This window comes from Streptosporangium sandarakinum (genome assembly GCF_050942225.1).
GTDB lineage: Bacteria > Actinomycetota > Actinomycetes > Streptosporangiales > Streptosporangiaceae > Streptosporangium > Streptosporangium nondiastaticum.
The window spans coordinates 5133510-5151975 of record NZ_CP192034.1; the positions used below are offsets into that span (position 1 = coordinate 5133510).

Annotated in this window: 17 protein-coding genes; 2 read left to right on the plus strand and 15 right to left on the minus strand. The window is 72.0% G+C overall.

What is annotated here, in order from left to right; translation table 11 throughout:
• The first annotated feature begins 15 nt into the window (after positions 1–15).
• Together ACQP10_RS24035 and ACQP10_RS24040 are read left to right on the plus strand one after the other, a co-directional pair.
• Positions 16–384, plus strand: coding sequence for a DUF488 domain-containing protein (locus tag ACQP10_RS24035; RefSeq protein WP_346022558.1), 369 nt, complete (start codon positions 16–18; stop codon positions 382–384).
• Positions 385–509: 125 nt separating this feature from the next.
• Positions 510–890, plus strand: coding sequence for a VOC family protein (locus ACQP10_RS24040; RefSeq protein ID WP_346022559.1), 381 nt, complete (start codon positions 510–512; stop codon positions 888–890).
• 75 nt (positions 891–965) lie between these two features.
• Here the strand turns inward: ACQP10_RS24040 and ACQP10_RS24045 are convergent, their stop codons facing one another.
• The 15 genes from ACQP10_RS24045 to uvrA all read right to left on the minus strand — a co-directional run bounded on the left by ACQP10_RS24045 (position 966) and on the right by uvrA (position 18335).
• A complete protein-coding gene (locus ACQP10_RS24045) occupies positions 966–1967 on the minus strand; it encodes a zinc-dependent alcohol dehydrogenase family protein (protein WP_346022560.1) in 1002 nt (333 codons plus the stop codon).
• A 277-nt stretch (positions 1968–2244) separates the two neighbouring features.
• Positions 2245–3885: an FAD-dependent monooxygenase gene (locus ACQP10_RS24050; RefSeq protein ID WP_433539748.1), complete on the minus strand. Its 1641-nt coding sequence runs from the start codon at positions 3883–3885 to the stop codon at positions 2245–2247.
• A gap of 404 nt (positions 3886–4289) precedes the next feature.
• The gene (locus tag ACQP10_RS24055) at positions 4290–4988 is read right to left on the minus strand and encodes a TetR family transcriptional regulator (RefSeq protein ID WP_346022562.1); all 699 of its coding nucleotides are present in this window, start codon (positions 4986–4988) and stop codon (positions 4290–4292) included.
• A 183-nt stretch (positions 4989–5171) separates the two neighbouring features.
• On the minus strand, positions 5172–5519 hold the full coding sequence (locus tag ACQP10_RS24060; protein ID WP_179827933.1) for an RNA polymerase-binding protein RbpA: 348 nt from the start codon (positions 5517–5519) through the stop codon (positions 5172–5174).
• A 101-nt stretch (positions 5520–5620) separates the two neighbouring features.
• On the minus strand, positions 5621–5851 hold the full coding sequence (gene secG, locus ACQP10_RS24065; protein WP_179827931.1) for a preprotein translocase subunit SecG: 231 nt from the start codon (positions 5849–5851) through the stop codon (positions 5621–5623).
• 133 nt (positions 5852–5984) lie between these two features.
• A complete protein-coding gene (tpiA, locus tag ACQP10_RS24070) occupies positions 5985–6770 on the minus strand; it encodes a triose-phosphate isomerase (protein ID WP_179827929.1) in 786 nt (261 codons plus the stop codon).
• A gap of 100 nt (positions 6771–6870) precedes the next feature.
• On the minus strand, positions 6871–8064 hold the full coding sequence (locus tag ACQP10_RS24075) for a phosphoglycerate kinase (RefSeq protein WP_433539749.1): 1194 nt from the start codon (positions 8062–8064) through the stop codon (positions 6871–6873).
• Positions 8064–9068 (minus strand): type I glyceraldehyde-3-phosphate dehydrogenase, encoded by a 1005-nt coding sequence (gap, locus tag ACQP10_RS24080; protein WP_179827924.1) that lies wholly within the window; start codon positions 9066–9068, stop codon positions 8064–8066. Before gap ends, ACQP10_RS24075 begins: the two co-directional genes overlap by 1 nt.
• A 169-nt stretch (positions 9069–9237) precedes the next feature.
• Positions 9238–10221, minus strand: a complete 984-nt coding sequence (gene whiA, locus ACQP10_RS24085) for a DNA-binding protein WhiA (RefSeq protein WP_179827915.1) — start codon at positions 10219–10221, stop codon at positions 9238–9240.
• Between the two features lie 90 nt (positions 10222–10311).
• A complete protein-coding gene (locus tag ACQP10_RS24090; RefSeq protein WP_179827913.1) occupies positions 10312–11247 on the minus strand; it encodes a gluconeogenesis factor YvcK family protein in 936 nt (311 codons plus the stop codon).
• On the minus strand, positions 11244–12218 hold the full coding sequence (gene rapZ, locus ACQP10_RS24095; protein ID WP_179827911.1) for an RNase adapter RapZ: 975 nt from the start codon (positions 12216–12218) through the stop codon (positions 11244–11246). The genes ACQP10_RS24090 and rapZ overlap by 4 nt, the downstream gene beginning before the upstream one ends.
• Complete coding sequence (gene uvrC, locus ACQP10_RS24100; RefSeq protein ID WP_346022564.1) at positions 12215–14200, minus strand: excinuclease ABC subunit UvrC; 1986 nt, start codon at positions 14198–14200, stop codon at positions 12215–12217. The genes rapZ and uvrC overlap by 4 nt, the downstream gene beginning before the upstream one ends.
• A 106-nt stretch (positions 14201–14306) precedes the next feature.
• Positions 14307–14750, minus strand: a complete 444-nt coding sequence (locus ACQP10_RS24105; RefSeq protein WP_346022565.1) for a Rieske (2Fe-2S) protein — start codon at positions 14748–14750, stop codon at positions 14307–14309.
• A 122-nt stretch (positions 14751–14872) separates the two neighbouring features.
• Positions 14873–15298 carry a Rieske (2Fe-2S) protein gene (locus ACQP10_RS24110; protein WP_179827906.1) on the minus strand — a complete coding sequence of 142 codons (426 nt, stop codon included), beginning with the start codon at positions 15296–15298 and terminating at the stop codon, positions 14873–14875.
• A 196-nt stretch (positions 15299–15494) separates the two neighbouring features.
• Positions 15495–18335: an excinuclease ABC subunit UvrA gene (uvrA, locus tag ACQP10_RS24115; RefSeq protein WP_189249222.1), complete on the minus strand. Its 2841-nt coding sequence runs from the start codon at positions 18333–18335 to the stop codon at positions 15495–15497.
• Positions 18336–18466: the final 131 nt, after the last annotated feature.

An 18466-nucleotide genomic window follows, 5' to 3' on the forward strand; every position in this document is an offset into this window, starting at 1 on the left:
GGGTAGATCCCGGGGATGGGGGACATCATCGTCAGACGGGTGTACGACGACGGCGGGCAGGTCGAGGGGACGGCGTTCCTGGTGGACGGGATGTGGCCGCGCGGCGTGCGCAAGGAGGACCTGGAGCGGGTTCACTGGGTCCGCGACCTCGCGCCCTCGGCGGAGCTGCGGCGCTGGTTCGGGCACCGCCCGGAGCGGTTCGCGGAGTTCCGCCGCCGCTACCGCGAGGAGCTGGACGGCGAGGCGGACGCCGTCCGCCCGCTGCTGGAGGCCGCGCGCCACGGGCCGGTCACGCTGCTGTACGCGGCCAAGGACACCGAGCACAACAACGCCGTGGTGCTGCGGGAGTATCTGCGCGACCGGCTCGCCGGGCAGGACGGCTGACCCTCCCCGTCGCCTCCGGGGCCCTCAGGCCTCTTCGGGGCCGCCGATGGCATCACCATCGCATGAGCGGTACCGGCCGGAAACCGGCCACGATGGGCCGGAAACGCGACCGGTACGGTGCGGTCATGCATCGAAGCCGCGTCTACGCCCTTCTGATCGACGCTCCCGAGGCCGAGGCCGCCGACGCGGCGGCCTTCTGGTCGGCCGCGCTCGGCGTGCGGACGGAACTCCTCCCCTCCGAGCCGCAGTTCGTCACGCTGCACGAGGCCCTGCCCGGACTGATCACCGCCGTCCAGTCGGTCGACGACGCGCCCCGCTTCCACCTCGACATCGAGACCGACGACGTCGAGGCCGAGACCGCGCGCCTGGTCGGGCTCGGCGCCACACAGGTGTCGCGGTGGCAGGAGTGCCGCGTGCTGCGGGTGCCCGGCGGGCACCTGGTCTGCGTCCTGCCCGTGGAGAGCGACCGGGAGGTCTTCGAGGCCCAGGCCAAGGTCTGGCCCTGATCCCGCCTCCCCGCCCGCGGAGCCGGTCGGCCGGCCGGGCCCACGCCTGGCTGAACGGCGGAGAACCGGCGGAGGTCAGTGCGCGACGGTGATCACGATCTTGCCGACCTGGGCGTTCGACTCCAGGTACCGGTGGGCCTCGACGATCTCGCTCAGGTCGAAGGTGCGGTCCACCACGGCCCGGAAAGCGCCCGAACGCAGCCCGGAGGTCACGAACGCCGCCGCCCGGCGCAGCCGTTCGGGCCGGCCGGCCGTCTCGATCATGGTGTACGTGCGCATGTTCAGCGCGGGCATGCCGAGCTCGATGCCCGGGTAGGGGGTGGGCTCGCCGCTCAGCGCGCCGTACACCAGGAGCGTGCCGTCGTCGGCCACCACCCTGGCCAGGTCCCGCACGCCGGGGCCGGCGACGGCGTCGAAGACGAACTCGGCGCCCCGGCCACCGGTCGCCGCCAGCACCCGCTCGGCCACGTCCTCCGATCCGGTGACGATCACCTCCGCCGCGCCCTCCTTCAGCAGCGCCTCCTTCTTGGCGGCGGTGCGGGTGAGGGCGATCGGCGTGGCACCGACGCGGTCGGCGACGTGGATCGCGGCCAGTCCCACACTGCTGGAGGCCGCGTTCAACACGACCGTGTCCCCCGGCCGCATCCCGCCGACCTCCACCAGTGCGCCGTAGGCCGTCAGGTACGGCATCCACACCGCCGCGCCCTCGACGGCGCCGATCCCCTCGGGGCGGTGCAGCACCGACGCCGCGGGCACGATCGCCCGTTCGGCGTAGACCCCGTGGCCGTTCTGCGAGAACCCGGGCACGGTGCTGACCGGCTGCCCGGGCCGGAACCCCTCGACGCCCTCACCGACCGCCTCCACCACGCCCGCGGCCTCGGTGCCCAGCCGGGCGGGGAACCGCTTCACCGGCTCGATGTAGTGGCCGGTGCGGAACAGCACCTCGGCCCGGTTCAGTCCGATCGCGTCCACGCGGATCCGGACCTCGCCCGGACCCGGCTCACCGACCTCCACGTCCTCCAGCCTCATCACCTCGGGGCCGCCGAGCTCGTGGAACAGCACCGTCTTCGCCATCATGTCGTTCTTCCTCCGCAAGAGATGATGATCGACTCAAGCACGTAAGTACGATGGTTGTCAAACTACGATGATCATCGTACTAAGAGGCCTCGGCGCCGAACGCGCCCCTCGACGCCCCGGCGTGCCGGCAACCGCGTTCCAACGGGTTCCCAACGCTCCCGGCGACCCGGCGGCCCGGCGGAACGTCCCCCGCCGGGCCCGACGTGCCGTACGGCGGGCCATCCCCACGAGGGCCTGCCGTACAGCGGGCGGACGTGCCGTACGGCGGGCGCGGCGGTCAGGCGTCCACGGTCACCGGCGCCCCGAACCACCGGGCCAGGGCGGCACGGAGGGCCTCGCGCTCGGCGGAGTCCGGGCGGGGCGACGACGAGGCCCAGGCGACGTAGCAGTCGGGCCGCAGCAGCAGGGCCGTGATCTCGCCGGACCCGCCTTCACCGCCGGGTTCCCTGCTGTCGCCAGGGCCACCCGGGGCGTTCGTGGTCGCCGGGTCCAGGAGGCGCGCGGCGACGGCCTTGACCCGGCCGTCCCACCCGGCCGCCTCCCCGGCGAGGGACGCGTCCCCGGTCAGGTCCAGCAGCAGCGGCCGGGCGTCCGCGGTCAGCTCGGCGAGCCGTACCGGACCGGCGCCGTCGCCGGTGTCGAGTGACAGGTCGGGCGCCCACCGGCCCACCAGGGGGTGGGCGTCGCCCGCGCCCATGTCGTAGCGGACGTCCGCCCCGGCCATGGTGCCGGCGATGTGCCGGACGACGTTCCGGTCGCCGAGCAGCTCGGTGAACAGCCGGCGCAGTGCGGTGACCTCCTCACCCGGGGCGATCAGCGCGGACTGCGCCTGGGTGTGCATGACGACCCGCTCGGCCGCCGGCCGCCGTTCGGCCTCGTAGCCGTCCAGCAGGCCGGGCGGGGCCCAGCCGCGGACCTCGGCGGCGAGCTTCCAGCCGAGGTTGACCACATCCTGCAGGCCCAGGTTGAGTCCGGGGCCGCCGATCGCCGAGTGCACGTGGGCCGCGTCGCCGGCCAGCAGCACCCTGCCGTCCCGGAACCGGTCGGCCAGCCGGGTGTTGCCACCGGCCAGGCGGCGCATCAGATGCGGGCCGGGCCCCGTGTCCGGGCCGAGGGGGAGGTGGGCCCCGAGGACCCGGCGGACGCTCTCCCGCAGCTCCTCCAGGGTCAGCGGCGGCCGCCCGTCGTCCTCGGCGGCGCCGGGCTCCCACTCCATGGTGGTCACCAGGGTCGAGCGGCCGGGGAAGGGCGCGAAGACGAACAGCCCGCGCTCAGTGCGGTGATGCATGAACGGCGGGACGAACCCGTGGCCGGGCACGTTCAGCCCGCCGGTGGCCGGGTCCACCAGCTCCGGCGGCACGGTGACGGACGCGGTGCGGGAGACCGTGGAGTCCCGTGTCACGCCGGGGAAGCCGATCCCCGCCAGCTTCCGGATCACGCTGCGCCCGCCGTCGGCCCCGACGAGATAGCGGGCCCGCAGCCGGTAGGGGCCGTCGGGCCCGGCGACGTCGGCGACGACCTCCTCGGCGTCCTGCGACAGACCGGCGAGCTCGTGTCCCCGGCGGATCTCGACGCCCAGCTCGACGGCGCGCTCCTCCAGGACCTGCTCGATGCGCAGCTGCGGCGTCTGCAGGACGTAGAGCGGGTTGTCGTCCAGCGTGCTCAGGTCGAGCGGAAGCGCGCCGAACACGAACGCGGGCACCGGGCGGGGCGGCTCGGAGCCGCCGCCGAGCCGCCCGTACAGGCCCCGGCGGTCGAGCATCCGCACCACCTGGCCGACCAGGCCGTTGGCGCGGTTCTCGGTGGTACGTGCGGGCAGCCGCTCCAGGACGATCGGCCGCACTCCGGCCAGGCTCAGCTCGCAGGCCAGCATCAGCCCGTTGGGGCCGGCTCCGGCGATGACCACGTCTGCGGACATGGTGGTTCCTCCTCTGTGGGATGGGGGACTCGGGTCCCGGAGGTCCGGGCCCCGAACGAAGGGGACATGGAGAGTACGTTCCGTCACTCACATATGACGCACGGTGTGCGAAGGCGGCCATGACGGACCACCCGGGCGGCGGGCCGGTGGGCGCGCCCGGGTACGGGGCCCGGCGGGATCGGGCCTCCCAGGCCGGATTCTCAGGGGCGGGGCCGATCAGGGCCGGCGGGTCCGGGTACGGGACCCGGTGGGGATCGAGCCCCTCAGGCAGGGCTCTCGGGGGCCGGGCCGATCAGGCCTCTCAGGCGGGACTCTCAGGGGCCGGGCCGATCAGGGCCGGCGGGTCCGGGAGACTCGGAGGACCGACGAGGACCGACGAGGGCCGGAAGGCGGAAGGATCGTTCTCAGACCCGGGGACCGGTGGCCTCCTCCCGGTCCGGCACCGGCAGCCCCGCGGCGAGCTGGCCGAGCGCGTCGCGGAGCATCGGCCCGAACGGCACGGGCGGGTCGGCCCGCAGCCAGCGCTCCATGACCAGGCTGACGGCCGCGCCGACCGCGCCGGACACCAGCCGCGGATACAGGTCGCGGACGACGTCGGTGCCGGTGCGCTCGGCGATCGCCGCGGCGAGCTCCGCCTCGGCGGCCGCGTTCGCCTTGAACATCTCGCCCTGTAGCGAGGGCTCGCTGATCATCAGGCTGACGCCGGCGATCCACCGCCGGTCGGGCGCCCGTCCCCCGTCGACCGCGTCACCGGCCGCGTCACCGGGCGAGAACTGGGTCTGCACCGCGTTGCGGATCGCCTCCCACAGCGGCTCGGACTCCGGCCGGGCGCGCAGTTCCTCCGCGATCCGGCGGGCGCGGTCGAGGTGCCGGGCGGCGATCGCCTCACCCTTGCCGGAGAAGTAGTTGTTGAAGGTACGGGGGGAGACCCCGACCTCGGCGGCGATGTCCTCCACCCGGACGGCGTCCAGCCCGCGCTCGACGACCAGGCGGATGGTCGCCCAGCTCAGCGCGGCACGGGTCTCCTGCTTCTTGCGCTCCCGAAGTCCCGGCCGTTCGGGTTTCCCGGTGTCCATGGGATCACCGTACACATATTTGCGCATCAGGAAAAGATGCGTGACACGAAAGTTTTTCGGGCGTCGGCGTGGCCGGGCTCTGAACCCCGGGCGAGGGCGCGACCACCGCGGCGTGGCCGGCTCCGAACCCCGGGCGGGCGTACGGCGGGACGCGAGGGGCCCCCGCGGAAGCTCTCCGCGGGGGCCCCTCATGTCTGCCGGAGCAGTGGATCAGTACATCGGGCGGGAGGAGGAACGCAGCCGCTCCAGCGCCTCGGCCAGGATCTGGGCCCCGTCCTTGTCGCTGCGACGCTCCTTGACGTACGCGAGATGCGTCTTGTACGGCTCGTTGCGCGGCGGCGCGGGCGGGTTGCTCTCGTCCTGGCCGGCCGGGAGGCCGCACCGCGGGCAGTCCCAGAACTCCGGTATGGGGGCGTCGCTGGCGAAGCTGGGACGCGTCTCATGCATGTTCGCGCACCAGAACGGGACCCTTACACGGGGAGCCGCCTCGCCACGCTCCGCCTCTCCCATCGGGCCGGCTCCGACACGGCTGCCACGGATCGCGTTGCCACTACCCACGGATGAACTCCTCGCTCGATGGCCCCCCGCCGCTCCGGGTGGGCGCGGGGGGCTGAACCACTGTCACGCTTGGCGAAAGCCAGGGCGCCTGAAAGCCCGGGTCAGGGCTTGAGAAGAAGGCCCAGCGCGATGATGCAGACGAACCAGACCACACCGGTGATGATGGTGAGCCGGTCAAGGTTGCGCTCGACCACGGAGGACCCTCCGAACGATGACGAGAAGCCGCCACCGAACAGATCCGACAGACCCCCGCCCTTGCCCTTGTGGAGCAGGACGAGCAGGATCATCAGCAAGCTCGCCAGAATGAGGGCGATGGAGATTCCGATTGTCACCGTTGACCTGTTCCCTATTTACGCGCGGCCCGCGTCCGGGCACGACCCTTGTGTGACGCCTGAGGCGTGACGATTCAAACTTGCTCTAAGAGGGTACGACCTCCTGTCAAGTCGTACCCCCCGAACGTCCCGGTCAGCCCGACATTTCACCAAAACGGCAGATTTTCACGAACTCCACCGGGTCGAGGCTGGCGCCGCCGACCAGGGCGCCGTCCACGTCGGGCTGCGCCATGATGCCGACGATGTTGTCGGCCTTGACCGATCCTCCGTAAAGGATACGGACGGCGGCGGCCACATCGGCGTCATACAGCTCGGCGAGTCGGGAGCGCAGCGCCCCGCAGACCTCCTGGGCGTCCTGCGGGGTGGCCACCTCGCCGGTGCCGATCGCCCACACCGGCTCGTAGGCCAGCACGATCGACGCGGCCTGCTCGGCCGTGACCTTGCGCAGCGCCCCGTCGAGCTGGGCGACGCTGTGGGCCACCTGGCCGCCGGACCGGCGGACCTCCAGGTTCTCCCCCACGCACAGGATCGGCGTGAGCGAGTGCCGGTAGGCCGCGTGGACCTTGGCGTTGACCACGTCGTCGTCCTCGCGGTGGTACTGCCGCCGCTCGGAGTGCCCGATCACCACGAAGGTGCAGCCGAGCTTGGCGAGCATCGCCCCGGAGACCTCCCCGGTGTACGCGCCGCCGTCGTGCTCGGACAGGTCCTGCGCGCCGTACACCAGGCGCAGCTTGTCACCGTCCACCAGCGTCTGGACGCTGCGCAGGTCGGTGAACGGCGGAAGGACCGCCACCTCGACCCGGTTGAGGTCCTTGTCGTTCAGCGCGAACGCCAGCTTCTGGGTGTGGGCGATGGCCTCCAGGTGGTTGAGGTTCATCTTCCAGTTGCCGGCGATGAGGGGCTTGCGTGCCGTGCTCATCTGTCACCCGCCGTTCCTCGTCCGCTCCGCGGAGCGCTTCTCACATGCCTGGCGTCGGAAGCGGGCGCGCCGGGACGGCGCGCCCGCTCACCGCGTCGGTTCACTCCCCGGCCTCCAGGGCGACGAGCCCGGGCAGGGTCTTGCCCTCAAGGTATTCGAGGCTGGCCCCGCCGCCGGTGGAGATGTGCGAGAACCCGTCCTCGGGGAGTCCGAGCCTGCGCACGGCCGCGGCCGAGTCTCCACCGCCGACGACGGTGAACGCCTCCGATGCGACCAACGCCTCGGCGACCGCGCGGGTTCCCCCGGAGAACGCCTCGAACTCGAAGACGCCCATCGGGCCGTTCCAGAACACCGTCCGCGCGTCGGCCAGCTTCTCCGCGAACAGCTCGCGGGTGCGCGGGCCGATGTCGAGGCCCTGGCGGTCGGCCGGGATCGTGGTGGCGTCGACCACCTCGTACTCGGCGTCCTCGGCGAAGTCGACGGCCGCCAGCACGTCGACCGGCAGGACGAGCTCCACGCCGCGCTTGGCCGCCTCGTCGAGGAAGCCGCGCACGGTGTCGAGCTGGTCCTCCTGGAGCAGCGACCGCCCCACCTCGCGGCCCTGGGCGGCCAGGAAGGTGTAGGCCATGCCGCCGCCGATGAGGAGCCGGTCGACCTTGGTCAGAAGATTGCCGATCACGCCGAGCTTGTCGGAGACCTTCGCGCCGCCGAGGACCACGACGTACGGCCGGGCCGTCTCCTCGGTCAGCTTCCGCAGGACCTCGACCTCGGCGAGCACGAGCCGGCCCGCCGCGTGCGGCAGCAGCTTCGGCACGTCGTAGACGCTGGCGTGCTTGCGGTGCACCGCGCCGAAGCCGTCGCCGACGTAGAGGTCGGCGAAGGCCGCGAGCCTCTCGGCGAACGCGGCGCGCTCGGCGTCGTCCTTGGACTCCTCGCCCCGCTCGAACCGCAGGTTCTCCAGCAGCGCCACCTGGCCCTCGCCGAGCCCCTCTACGACGGACCGGGCCGAGTCGCCCACCACGTCGGTGGCGAAGGCGACGTCGGCGCCCAGCAGCTCACCGAGGCGCCGGGCCACCGGCGCCAGGGAGTACTTCGGGTTCGGCTCGCCCTTGGGCCGGCCGAGGTGGGCGCAGACCACCACCCGGGCGCCCTTGTCGGTGAGCTCCCGGATCGTCGGGACGGAGGCGCGGATGCGGCCGTCGTCGGTGATGACGTCCCCGTCCAGGGGAACGTTGAGGTCGGCGCGCACCAGGACGCGCCGGCCCTTCACGTCGAATGCGGAGAGGTCCTTCATCAGAGGGCTCGGCCGACCTTCTCGACGAGGTCGACGAGACGGTTGGAGTAGCCCCACTCGTTGTCGTACCAGCCGACGACCTTGACCTGGTTGCCGATCACCTTGGTCAGGCCGGCGTCGAAGATGCACGACGCCGGGTCGGTGACGATGTCGCTGGAGACGATCGGGTCCTCGGTGTAGGTCAGGTAGCCCTTGAGCGGGCCCTCCGCGGCGGCCTTGAGGGCGGCGTTGACCTCCTCGACGGTGGTCTCGCGGCCGACCTCGACGGTCAGGTCGGTGGCCGAGCCGGTGGGCACCGGCACGCGCAGCGCGTAGCCGTCGAGCTTGCCCTTCAGCTCGGGCAGCACCAGGCCGATGGCCTTGGCGGCGCCGGTGGAGGTCGGCACGACGTTCAGCGCGGCGGCGCGGGCGCGGCGCAGGTCCTTGTGCGGGCCGTCCTGCAGGTTCTGGTCCTGCGTGTAGGCGTGGATGGTGGTCATCAGACCCTTCTCGATGCCGAAGGTGTCGTTGATGACCTTGGCCATCGGGGCCAGGCAGTTGGTCGTGCAGGAGGCGTTGGAGATGATCGTGTGCTTGGCCGGGTCGTAGAGGTCGTCGTTGACGCCCATCACGACCGTGACGTCCTCGTTCTTGGCCGGAGCCGAGATGATGACCTTCTTGGCGCCGTTGTCGGCGTGCACCCGGGCCTTGTTGGCGTCGGTGAACAGGCCGGTGGACTCGATGACGACGTCCACGCCCAGGTCGCCCCAGGGGAGCTTGGCCGGGTCGCGCTCGGCGAAGACCTTGATGGCCTTGCCGTCCACGATGATCTCGTCGGCGGTGCTCTTCACCTCGTACGGCAGGCGGCCGAGGATGCTGTCGTACTTGAGCAGGTGGGCGAGCGTGGCGTTGTCGGTCAGGTCGTTGACCGCAACGATCTCGATGTCCTTGCCGCTGGCAGCGACCGCACGCCAGAAGTTGCGGCCGATGCGGCCGAATCCGTTGACGCCTACGCGGATGCTCACGGTACCGATCTCCTCGTACGTCGGTGCGCCGGCCCCGGGGGACCGACGGCTTGTGGCGGGCTGAAAACCTCACCACGAACCCTATAGGACCCAAATTGGTTTAGACCACTGGTGGGGTGGGGTGTGTTCGGCATGCCCGGTGACCTGCCGCGACGCCCCCCGGCGACGCTCAGGGCGCGAGCATGTCGACGGTGAGGTTGGCCTCGGTGTTGGGGATGCCGATGTCCTGGGCGCGCTTGTCGGCCATGGCGAGCAGGCGGCGGATGCGCCCGGCGATGGCGTCCTTGGTCAGCGGCGGGTCGGCGAGCTGGCCCAGCTCCTCCAGGGACGCCTGCTTGTGCTCCACCCGCAGCCGCCCGGCCACCACCAGGTGCTCGGGGGCCTCCTCGCCGAGGATCTCCAGGGCCCGCTGGACCCGGGCGCCGGCCGCGACCGCGGCGCGGGCCGAGCGGCGCAGGTTGGCGTCGTCGAAGTTGGCCAGGCGGTTGGCCGTCGCCCGCACCTCGCGGCGCATCCGGCGGTCCTCCCACAGCAGCACGCTGTCGTGGGCGCCCAGCCGGGTCAGCAGGGCGCTGATCGCGTCGCCGTCGCGGACCACCACCCGGTCGACGCCGCGCACCTCGCGCGCCTTGGCGTGGATCTTCAACCGGCGGGCGGAGCCGACCAGCGCGAGTGCCGCCTCCGGCCCGGGGCAGGTGACCTCCAGCGACATGGAGCGGCCCGGCTCGGTGAGGGAGCCGTGCGCCAGGAACGCCCCGCGCCAGGCTGCCTCGGCGTCGCACGTCGCCCCCGCCACCACCTGCCGGGGCAGGCCGCGGACCGGGCGGCCGTGGTTGTCGATCAAACCGGTCTGGCGGGCCAGCGCCTCACCGTCGCGGTACACCCGCACCACGTAGCGGGCGCCCTTGCGCAGTCCCGCGGGGGCGAGGACGAGCACCTCGGCCCGGTGCCCGAACACCTCGGCGATGTCCTTGATGAGCCGCCGCGCCGTGACGTTGGTGTCCAGCTCGGCCTCGATCACGATCCGCCCGCCGACCAGGTGCAGGCCGCTCGCGAAGCGAAGGAGCGTCGACACCTCGGCCTTGCGGCAGCACGGCTTCAGGACCGGTAGCCGGCTCAGCTCGTCCTTCACCACTCCTGTCATCGCCGCCATATCGTTCGTCCTCCCCCATCAGACCTCGTGCGGCCCGGAACGACCGGGCACACAGAAGTTTCTCGCACTCACGGGCACCGCTGACCAGGATCAACGCTTCCCACGGAAAATCTCGTCCAGGACGGAGGCAAGACGTTGCGCATCGTGCCGCGGGGAGCCGTCGGGGGACGCGACGTCCGCCAGCACCAGCCGCCCGCCGAGCACGGCCGCGGCCTTCTCCAGCTCCTCGCGGTCGTCGGCCACCCCGGCGTCGGCGAGCACCACGTCGGTCTCCAGGGCCGGAGCGTGCTGGCGGAGCACCTCCAGGTGCTTCTGGGGGGAGAACCCGTCCGTCTCGCCGGGCTGCGGGGCGAGGTTCAGCGCGACCAGGCGGCGCGCCCGGGTGGTGTGCAGCGCCTCGGCCAGCTCGGGCACCTTCAGGTGGGGCAGCACGCTGGTGAACCACGACCCGGGGCCGAAGACCACCCAGTCGGCGTCCAGGACCGCCTGGACCGCCTCGGGACTGGCCGGAGGGTCGGCCGGGACCAGCGAGACGGCCCGGACCCGGCCGGGGGTGAGGGCGCAGGCCACCTGCCCGCGCACGGTGCTCACCACGCCGTCCAGCTCGACCTCCGCGACGATGTCGAGCGGCACCGACGACATCGGCAGCACCCGGCCGTGCGCGCCGAGCAGCCGCCCGACCCAGTCGAGGCCGGCGACCGTGTCGCCGAGCCGCTCCCACAGCGCCACGATCAGCAGGTTGCCGAGCGCGTGCCCGTGCAGCTCGCCCTCACTGCGGAAACGGTGCTGGACGACCTCGCTCCAGGTACGGCCCCACTCGTCGTCGCCGCACAGGGCGGCCAGCGCCATCCGCAGGTCGCCCGGGGGCAGCACGCCCAGTTCGCGGCGGAGCCGCCCGCTCGACCCGCCGTCGTCGGCCACCGTGACCACGGCCGTGAGCCCGGAGGTGACCCGGCGCAGCGCCGACAGCGAGGCGTACAGCCCGTGGCCGCCGCCCAGCGCGACGACCTTGAGATCCTCGATCACTCCCGGCCCACATCCCGGTGGCTCACCTGAACGTCCAGGCCGCCGCGGTCACGCAGCCGCGCCCCGATCTGCTCGGCCATGGCGACGCTGCGGTGCTTGCCGCCGGTGCAGCCCACCGCGAGCGTGGCGTAGCCCTTGCCCTCGCGGGTGTAGCCGGCCGCGATGATGCCGACCACCTCCTCGTAGGCGTCGAGCAGCTCCTTGGCGCCCGGCTGGCCGAGGACGTAGTCGCGCACCGCCGGGTCCAGGCCGTTCATCGGGCGCAGCTCGGGCACCCAGTGCGGGTTGGGCAGGAACCGGCAGTCGACGACCAGGTCGGCGTCGACCGGCAGGCCGTACTTGTAGCCGAAGGAGACGACGTTGACCCGCAGTCCCGGGCGGTCCTCGCCGCCGAAGAAGGCGACGATCTTGCCGCGCAGCTCGTGGACGTTGAGGTTGGAGGTGTCGATGACCAGGTCGGCGTTGGCCCGCACCTCCCGCAGGATGCCCCGCTCGCGGGCGATCCCGTCGACCAGCCGGCCGTCCCCCTGCAGGGGGTGCGGGCGGCGGACGTTCTCGAACCTGCGCACCAGCTCCTCGTCGCTGGCCTCCAGGAACACCACCCGTACGGCGACGCCCCGCCCGTCGAGCTCCCCGATCGCGGCGTTGAGGTCGGTGGTGAAGGCCAGGCTGCGCACGTCCACCACGGCCGCCACCTTGTCGGCGGCCAGCTTGACCCGGCCGGCCTCCTCCGCCATGGCGAACAGCAGCCCGGGCGGCAGGTTGTCGATGACGAACCAGCCCAGGTCCTCCAGGGCCTTGGCGGCGGTGCTCCGTCCCGCCCCGGACATGCCGGTGACGATGACGAACGCGGTCTGACCGCCGTCGGCCCGCCGCTGGTCCGGCCGTCCGCCGGTCGCGCCCGGCGCCTCACCCGCGCCGCGGTCGCCGCCCGCGGTCGGCTCGTCGTTCGGGGCCTGTTCCTCGCTCATGAGCTCTCATCCTTCAACGCCGACACGATCGTCTCGGCCGTGGCGGGGCCGATCCCGGGAACCTCGCAGATCTGGGCGGCGGTCGCCTCCCGCAGCCGCTTCACCGATCCGAAGTGCTTGATCAGGGCCTGCCTGCGGGCCGGCCCGAGCCCCGGCACCCCGTCCAGGGCGCTTTCCCTGACGCTCCTGGACCGCTTGGAACGATGGTAGGTGATGGCGAAGCGGTGGGCCTCGTCGCGCACCCGCTGCAGCAGGTAAAGGGCCTCGCTCGCCCGGGGGAGGATCACCGGCAGCTCCTCGTCCGGGAGCCAGACCTCCTCCAGCCGCTTGGCCAGGCCGCAGACCGCCACGTCGTCCACGCCCAGCTCGTCCAGCGCCCGCCGGGCGGCGGCGGCCTGTGCCGGGCCGCCGTCCACGACGACGAGGTTGGGCGGGTAGGCGAACTTGCGCGGCCTGCCGGTCTCGGGGTCGATGCCCGGCCCGGCGCCCGCCCCGGGATCGATCCCCGGCTCGGCGCCCGCCTCGGGATCGGCACCCGGCTCGGCGCCCATCTCGACGTCGAGCTCCCCGGTGGCCGAGCGCTCCTCCAGGTACCGCTTGAACCGCCGCGAGATCACCTCGTGGATCGAGGCGACGTCTCCCCCGGTGGTGCGGACGGAGAACCTGCGGTACTCGCTCTTGCGGGCCAGGCCGTCCTCGAAGACCACCATGGAGGCCACCACGTCCGTGCCCTGCATGTGGGAGACGTCGTAGCACTCGATGCGCAGCGGCGCCTGGTCGAGGCCGAGGGCGTCGGCGACCTCCTGCAGCGCTCTGCTGCGCGACGTCAGGTCACTGGCCCGCTTGAGCTTGTGCTGCCGGAGCGCCTCCGCCGCGTTGCGCTCGACGGTCGTCAGCAGGTCCCTCTTGTCGCCGCGCTGCGGGACGCGGATCTCCACCCGGCCCCCGCGGTGCTCGCCGAGCAGCTCGGCGATCGCGTCGGCGTCCGACGGCAGGGTCGGCACCAGCACCTCCCGGGGGACCGCCTCGGCGGCCGCGTCGCCGTAGATCTGCAGCAGGAACCGCTCGACCAGCTCGCCGGGGCCGGTCTCCTCGACCTTGTCCACCACCCAGCCGCGCTGGCCCCTGATACGGCCGCCGCGGACGTAGAAGACCTGGACGGCCGCCTCCAGCGGGTCCTCGGCCAGCGCGACCACGTCGCAGTCGGTGTTGTCGCCCAGCACGACGGCCTGCTTCTCCATGGCCCGCCGCAGGGCCTGGATGTCGTCGCGCAGCCGGGCGGCCCGTTCGTACTCCTGCTCGGCGGCGGCCCGGGCCATCTCGCGCTCCAGCCGTCTGACGAACCGGCCGGTGTTGCCCGCCATGAAGTCGCAGAAGTCCTCGGCCAGGGTCCGGTGGTCCTCGGGGCTGATCCGGCCCACGCAGGGCGCCGAGCACTTGTCGATGTAACCCAGCAGGCAGGGCCGGCCGACCTGCCCGGCCCGCCGGAACACCCCCGTCGAGCAGCTCCGGATCGGGAACACCCGCAGCAGCAGGTCGACCGTCTCCCGGATCGCCCAGGCGTGGGAGTAGGGGCCGAAGTAGCGGGTGCCCTTGCGCTTGGCCCCCCGCAGGACCTGCACGCGGGGGAACTCCTCCCCCATGGTGACCGCGAGGTAGGGGTAGGACTTGTCGTCGCGGTACTTGACGTTGAACCGCGGGTCGTACTCCTTGATCCAGGAGTATTCGAGCTGGAGCGCCTCCACCTCGGTGCCGACGACCGTCCAGTCGACGCCGGCGGCCGTGGTGAGCATGGTCTGGGTGCGCGGGTGCAGCCCGGCGAAGTCGGCGAAGTAGGAGTTCAGCCGCTGGCGGAGGTTCTTGGCCTTGCCGACGTAGATCACCCGGTCGCCGGGGTCCCTGAACCGGTAGACGCCGGGGGACTCGGGGATCGACCCCGGACTCGGCCGGAAGCTCGCCGGACCGCCTGCAGATCTCGCCACACCAAGAGCCTATCGGCCCGCACCGACAGGTTTCCTTCCCGCGAGCCCTCCCGGGCCGGGACTCCCGCGACCCGGCCCGGAAGTCCCGGTGAAGACCTTCGGGGTCTCAGCCGAGGACGATGGAGTCGCCCTCGACCTTTATCTCCTTGGCCTCCAGGGGCTTCGTGGCCGGACCCCGGGTCACGGCCCCGTCGGCGATGGCGAACTTGCTGCCGTGGCACGGGCAGTTGATCGTGCCGTCGGAGACGCTCTGCACCTGGCACCCCTGGTGGGTGCAGATGGAGCTGAACGCCTTGAAGTCCCCCGCCGCGGGCTGGGTGACCACGACCTTGCGGTCCGGGAAGACGGCGCCGCCGCCCACGGGGATGTCGGCGGTCTTGGCCAGCGCCCCCTGTCCCTGCTGCGCGCCGGGGCCGTTGGACCCGCCGGCCGTCTGGTCGCCGGTCACGGTGGCCGTCTGGTCGCCGTCCCCGCCGCAGGCGGTCAGCACCGCCGCCACGCCGGCGCCTCCGGCTCCCAGCAGCACCGCACGGCGTGTCGCGTCCGTCATCGTCACTCTCCCCAGATCGTCGTCAGGTGCGAACTCCCCGATGTGGATCAGCATGCCGTACCCGGTGTCAAAAATCTGTGAAGCTTCAACTTCTGCCGTGCTCCATATCGGGGCGCGGCGGGTCAGACGAGGACGATGCCACTGCCCTCGACCTTCAGCGGGAACTCGGCGAGGGGGGCCTCCGCCGGGCCCCGGAGGAGCTTGCCGGAGTCGGCGGCGAACTGGCTGCCGTGGCAGGGGCAGTTGATCTTGCCGTCCGCGACGCCGCCGACCGCGCAGCCCCGGTGCGGGCAGCTGGCGCTGAACGCCTTGAACACCCCGGAGGAGGGCTGGGTGATCAGGATCTTCCACTGGGAGATGACGAGGCCGCCGCCCACGGGGACGTCGGAGGTCTGCGCGACCACCTTCCCCTTGACGCCGGGCGGCACGATCGCCGGGCCGGGATCCTCCGCGGCGCATCCGGCGAGCGCCGCCCCGCAGGCCACGACGGCGGTGGCGCCGATGACGTGCCTGCGCGTGGGCATGGCGGAACCTTCACTGCTGCTCATTGGGCCCTTCCTCGTCTTCCCCGTGCCGGAGGCGGCGACCCGTTCAGGGGGCGGTCCTCGCCACCGGCTCACACCATCGGCCTGTGCCGCCGATCCGTGCCGTCGGCCACGGCCGCCGGTCCGCGCACGCGGGCCGCGCCGGACCGGGCTGTCGCACCAAGGGTATTGGCGCCGCGGCCCGGTCCGGCATCCGGCCTCAGGTGCCGAGGATCTTGCGCAGGAAGCGGCCGGTGTGGCTGTCGTCCACCAGCGCGACCTCCTCGGGGGTGCCGGTGGCGACCACGGTGCCGCCCCGCGAGCCGCCCTCGGGGCCCATGTCGATCACCCAGTCGGCGGTCTTGATGACGTCGAGGTTGTGCTCGATGACGATGACCGTGTTGCCCCCGTCGACGAGCTTGCCGAGCACGCCCAGCAGCCGCCGGATGTCCTCGAAGTGCAGACCGGTGGTCGGCTCGTCCAGCACGTAGACCGTCCGGCCGGTGGAGCGGCGCTGCAGCTCCGAGGCGAGCTTCACGCGCTGCGCCTCTCCCCCGGACAGGGTCGTGGCCGGCTGGCCGAGCCGGACGTAGCCCAGGCCGACGTCGTTGAGCGTCTTGAGGTACCGCTTGATCGAGGGGATGGAGTCGAAGAACTCCAGCGCCTCCTCGATGGGCATGTCGAGCACCTCGGAGATGGTCTTGCCCTTGTAGTGGACCTCCAGGGTCTCCCGGTTGTACCGCGCGCCGTGGCAGACCTCGCACGGCACGTAGACGTCCGGCAGGAAGTTCATCTCGATCTTGATGGTGCCGTCGCCCGAGCACGCCTCGCAGCGGCCGCCCTTGACGTTGAAGCTGAACCGGCCCTTCTGGTATCCCCGGATCTTCGCCTCGGTGGTCTGCGCGAACAGGTCGCGCACCTTGTCGAAGACGCCGGTGTAGGTCGCCGGGTTGGACCGCGGGGTGCGGCCGATGGGCGACTGGTCGACGTGCACCACCTTGTCGACGAGGTCCATCCCGTTGATCCGCGAGTGGCGGCCGGGGACGGTGCGCGCGCCGTTGAGCTCCTTGGCCAGGGCGTTGTAGAGGATGTCGTTGACCATCGTCGACTTGCCGGAGCCGGAGACGCCGGTGACGGCGGTGAACACGCCCAGCGGGAACTCCACGTCCACGCCCTTGAGGTTGTGCTCGCGGGCGCCCTTCACGGTGAGCTGGCGCTTCCTGTCGCGCTTGCGGCGCGCCGCCGGAACCGTGATGGTCTTGCGGCCGGACAGGTAGGCGCCGGTCAGCGACCCCTCGCTGGCCAGCAGCTCCGGCACCGGACCGGAGACGACGACCTGGCCGCCGTGCTCGCCGGCGCCGGGGCCGATGTCCACCACCCAGTCCGCGGCGGCGATGGTGTCCTCGTCGTGCTCGACCACGATGAGGGTGTTGCCCATGTCCCGGAGCCGGATCAGGGTCTCCAGCAGCCGCTGGTTGTCGCGCTGGTGCAGCCCGATGGACGGCTCGTCCAGCACGTACAGCACGCCGACCAGGCCGGAGCCGATCTGGGTGGCCAGGCGGATGCGCTGGGCCTCGCCGCCGGCGAGGGTGCCGGCCGCGCGGTCCATGGTGAGGTAGTCGAGGCCCACGTCGAGCAGGAAGCCCATCCGGGCGTTGATCTCCTTGACCACCCGCTCGGCGATCTGCATGTCGCGCTCGGACAGCTCCAGGCCGGCCAGGAACGCCGCGCAGTCGGCGATCGACATGGCCGACACCTCGGCGATCGAGCGGCCGTTCACCGTGACGGCCAGCGAGACGGGCTTGAGCCGGGCGCCCTTGCACGCGGGGCAGGGGATCTCCCGCATGTAGCCTTCGAACTTCTCCCGCATGCCGTCGCTCTCGGCCTCGGCGTGGCGGCGCTGCACCCAGGAGATCGCGCCCTCGAAGGTGGTGTAGTAGGAGCGCTCGCGGCCGTAGCGGTTGCGGTAGCGGACGTGGACCTGCTCGTCGTGGCCGTGCAGCAGCGCCTTCTGCGCCTTGCGCGGGAGCCGCTCCCAGGGGGTGTCGAGCTTGAAGCCCATCGCCAGGCCGAGCGCCTCCACCAGGCGGACGAAGTAGTCGCTGGTGTGCCCGCCGGCCCAGGGCGAGATCGCGCCCTCGGCCAGCGTCTTCTCCGGGTCGGGCACGACGAGGTCGGGGTCGACCTCCATCCGCACCCCGAGGCCGGTGCACTCCGGGCAGGCGCCGAAGGGCGAGTTGAAGGAGAACGAGCGGGGCTCCAGCTCCTCGAACGAAAGGTCGTCGTAGGGGCAGTAGAGATGCTCGGAGTAGAAGCGCTCGCGGTTCGGGTCGTCCTCGGGGAGGTCGACGAACTCCAGCGTGATGGTGCCGCCCGACAGCTGCAGGGCCGTCTCGACCGAGCCGGTGAGGCGGCTGCGCGCGCTCTCCTTCACCGCGAGCCGGTCGACGATCACCTCGATGTCGTGCTTCTCCTGCTTCTTCAGCGTCGGCGGCTCGTCCAGCCGGACGACCGTGCCGTCGACCCTGGCCCGGGCGAAGCCCTTGGCCTGGAGCTGGCTGAACAGCTCGGCGTACTCGCCCTTGCGGCCGCGGACGACCGGGGCCAGCACCTGGAAGCGGGTGCCCTCGGGCAGCTCCATCACCCGGTCGACGATCTGCTCGGGGCTCTGCCTGGCGATGGGGCGCCCGCAGCTCGGGCAGTGCGGCTTGCCCACCCGCGCCCACAGCAGCCGCAGGTAGTCGTAGACCTCGGTGATGGTGCCGACCGTCGAGCGGGGGTTGCGGCTCGTCGACTTCTGGTCGATCGACACCGCGGGCGACAGGCCCTCGATGAAGTCGACGTCGGGCTTGTCCATCTGCCCGAGGAACTGGCGGGCGTAGGCCGACAGCGATTCGACATAGCGACGCTGACCCTCGGCGAAGATGGTGTCGAAGGCCAGGCTGGACTTGCCCGATCCGGACAGTCCGGTGAAGACGATCAGAGAGTCTCGCGGCAGGTCCAGCGAGACGTCCTTGAGGTTGTGTTCACGTGCGCCACGCACGATGAGGCGGTCAGCCACAGTAGTCCCGACGTCGATGTGGAAGGTTGAGAAGCGGTCGCGGGAAGACTAGCGACGGGGTCCGACAATTTCGCGGAGCGTCGTGCGGGGGATCAGGTTTCCCGTCCGCTTCAAGGTTACGGCCTTCCGCG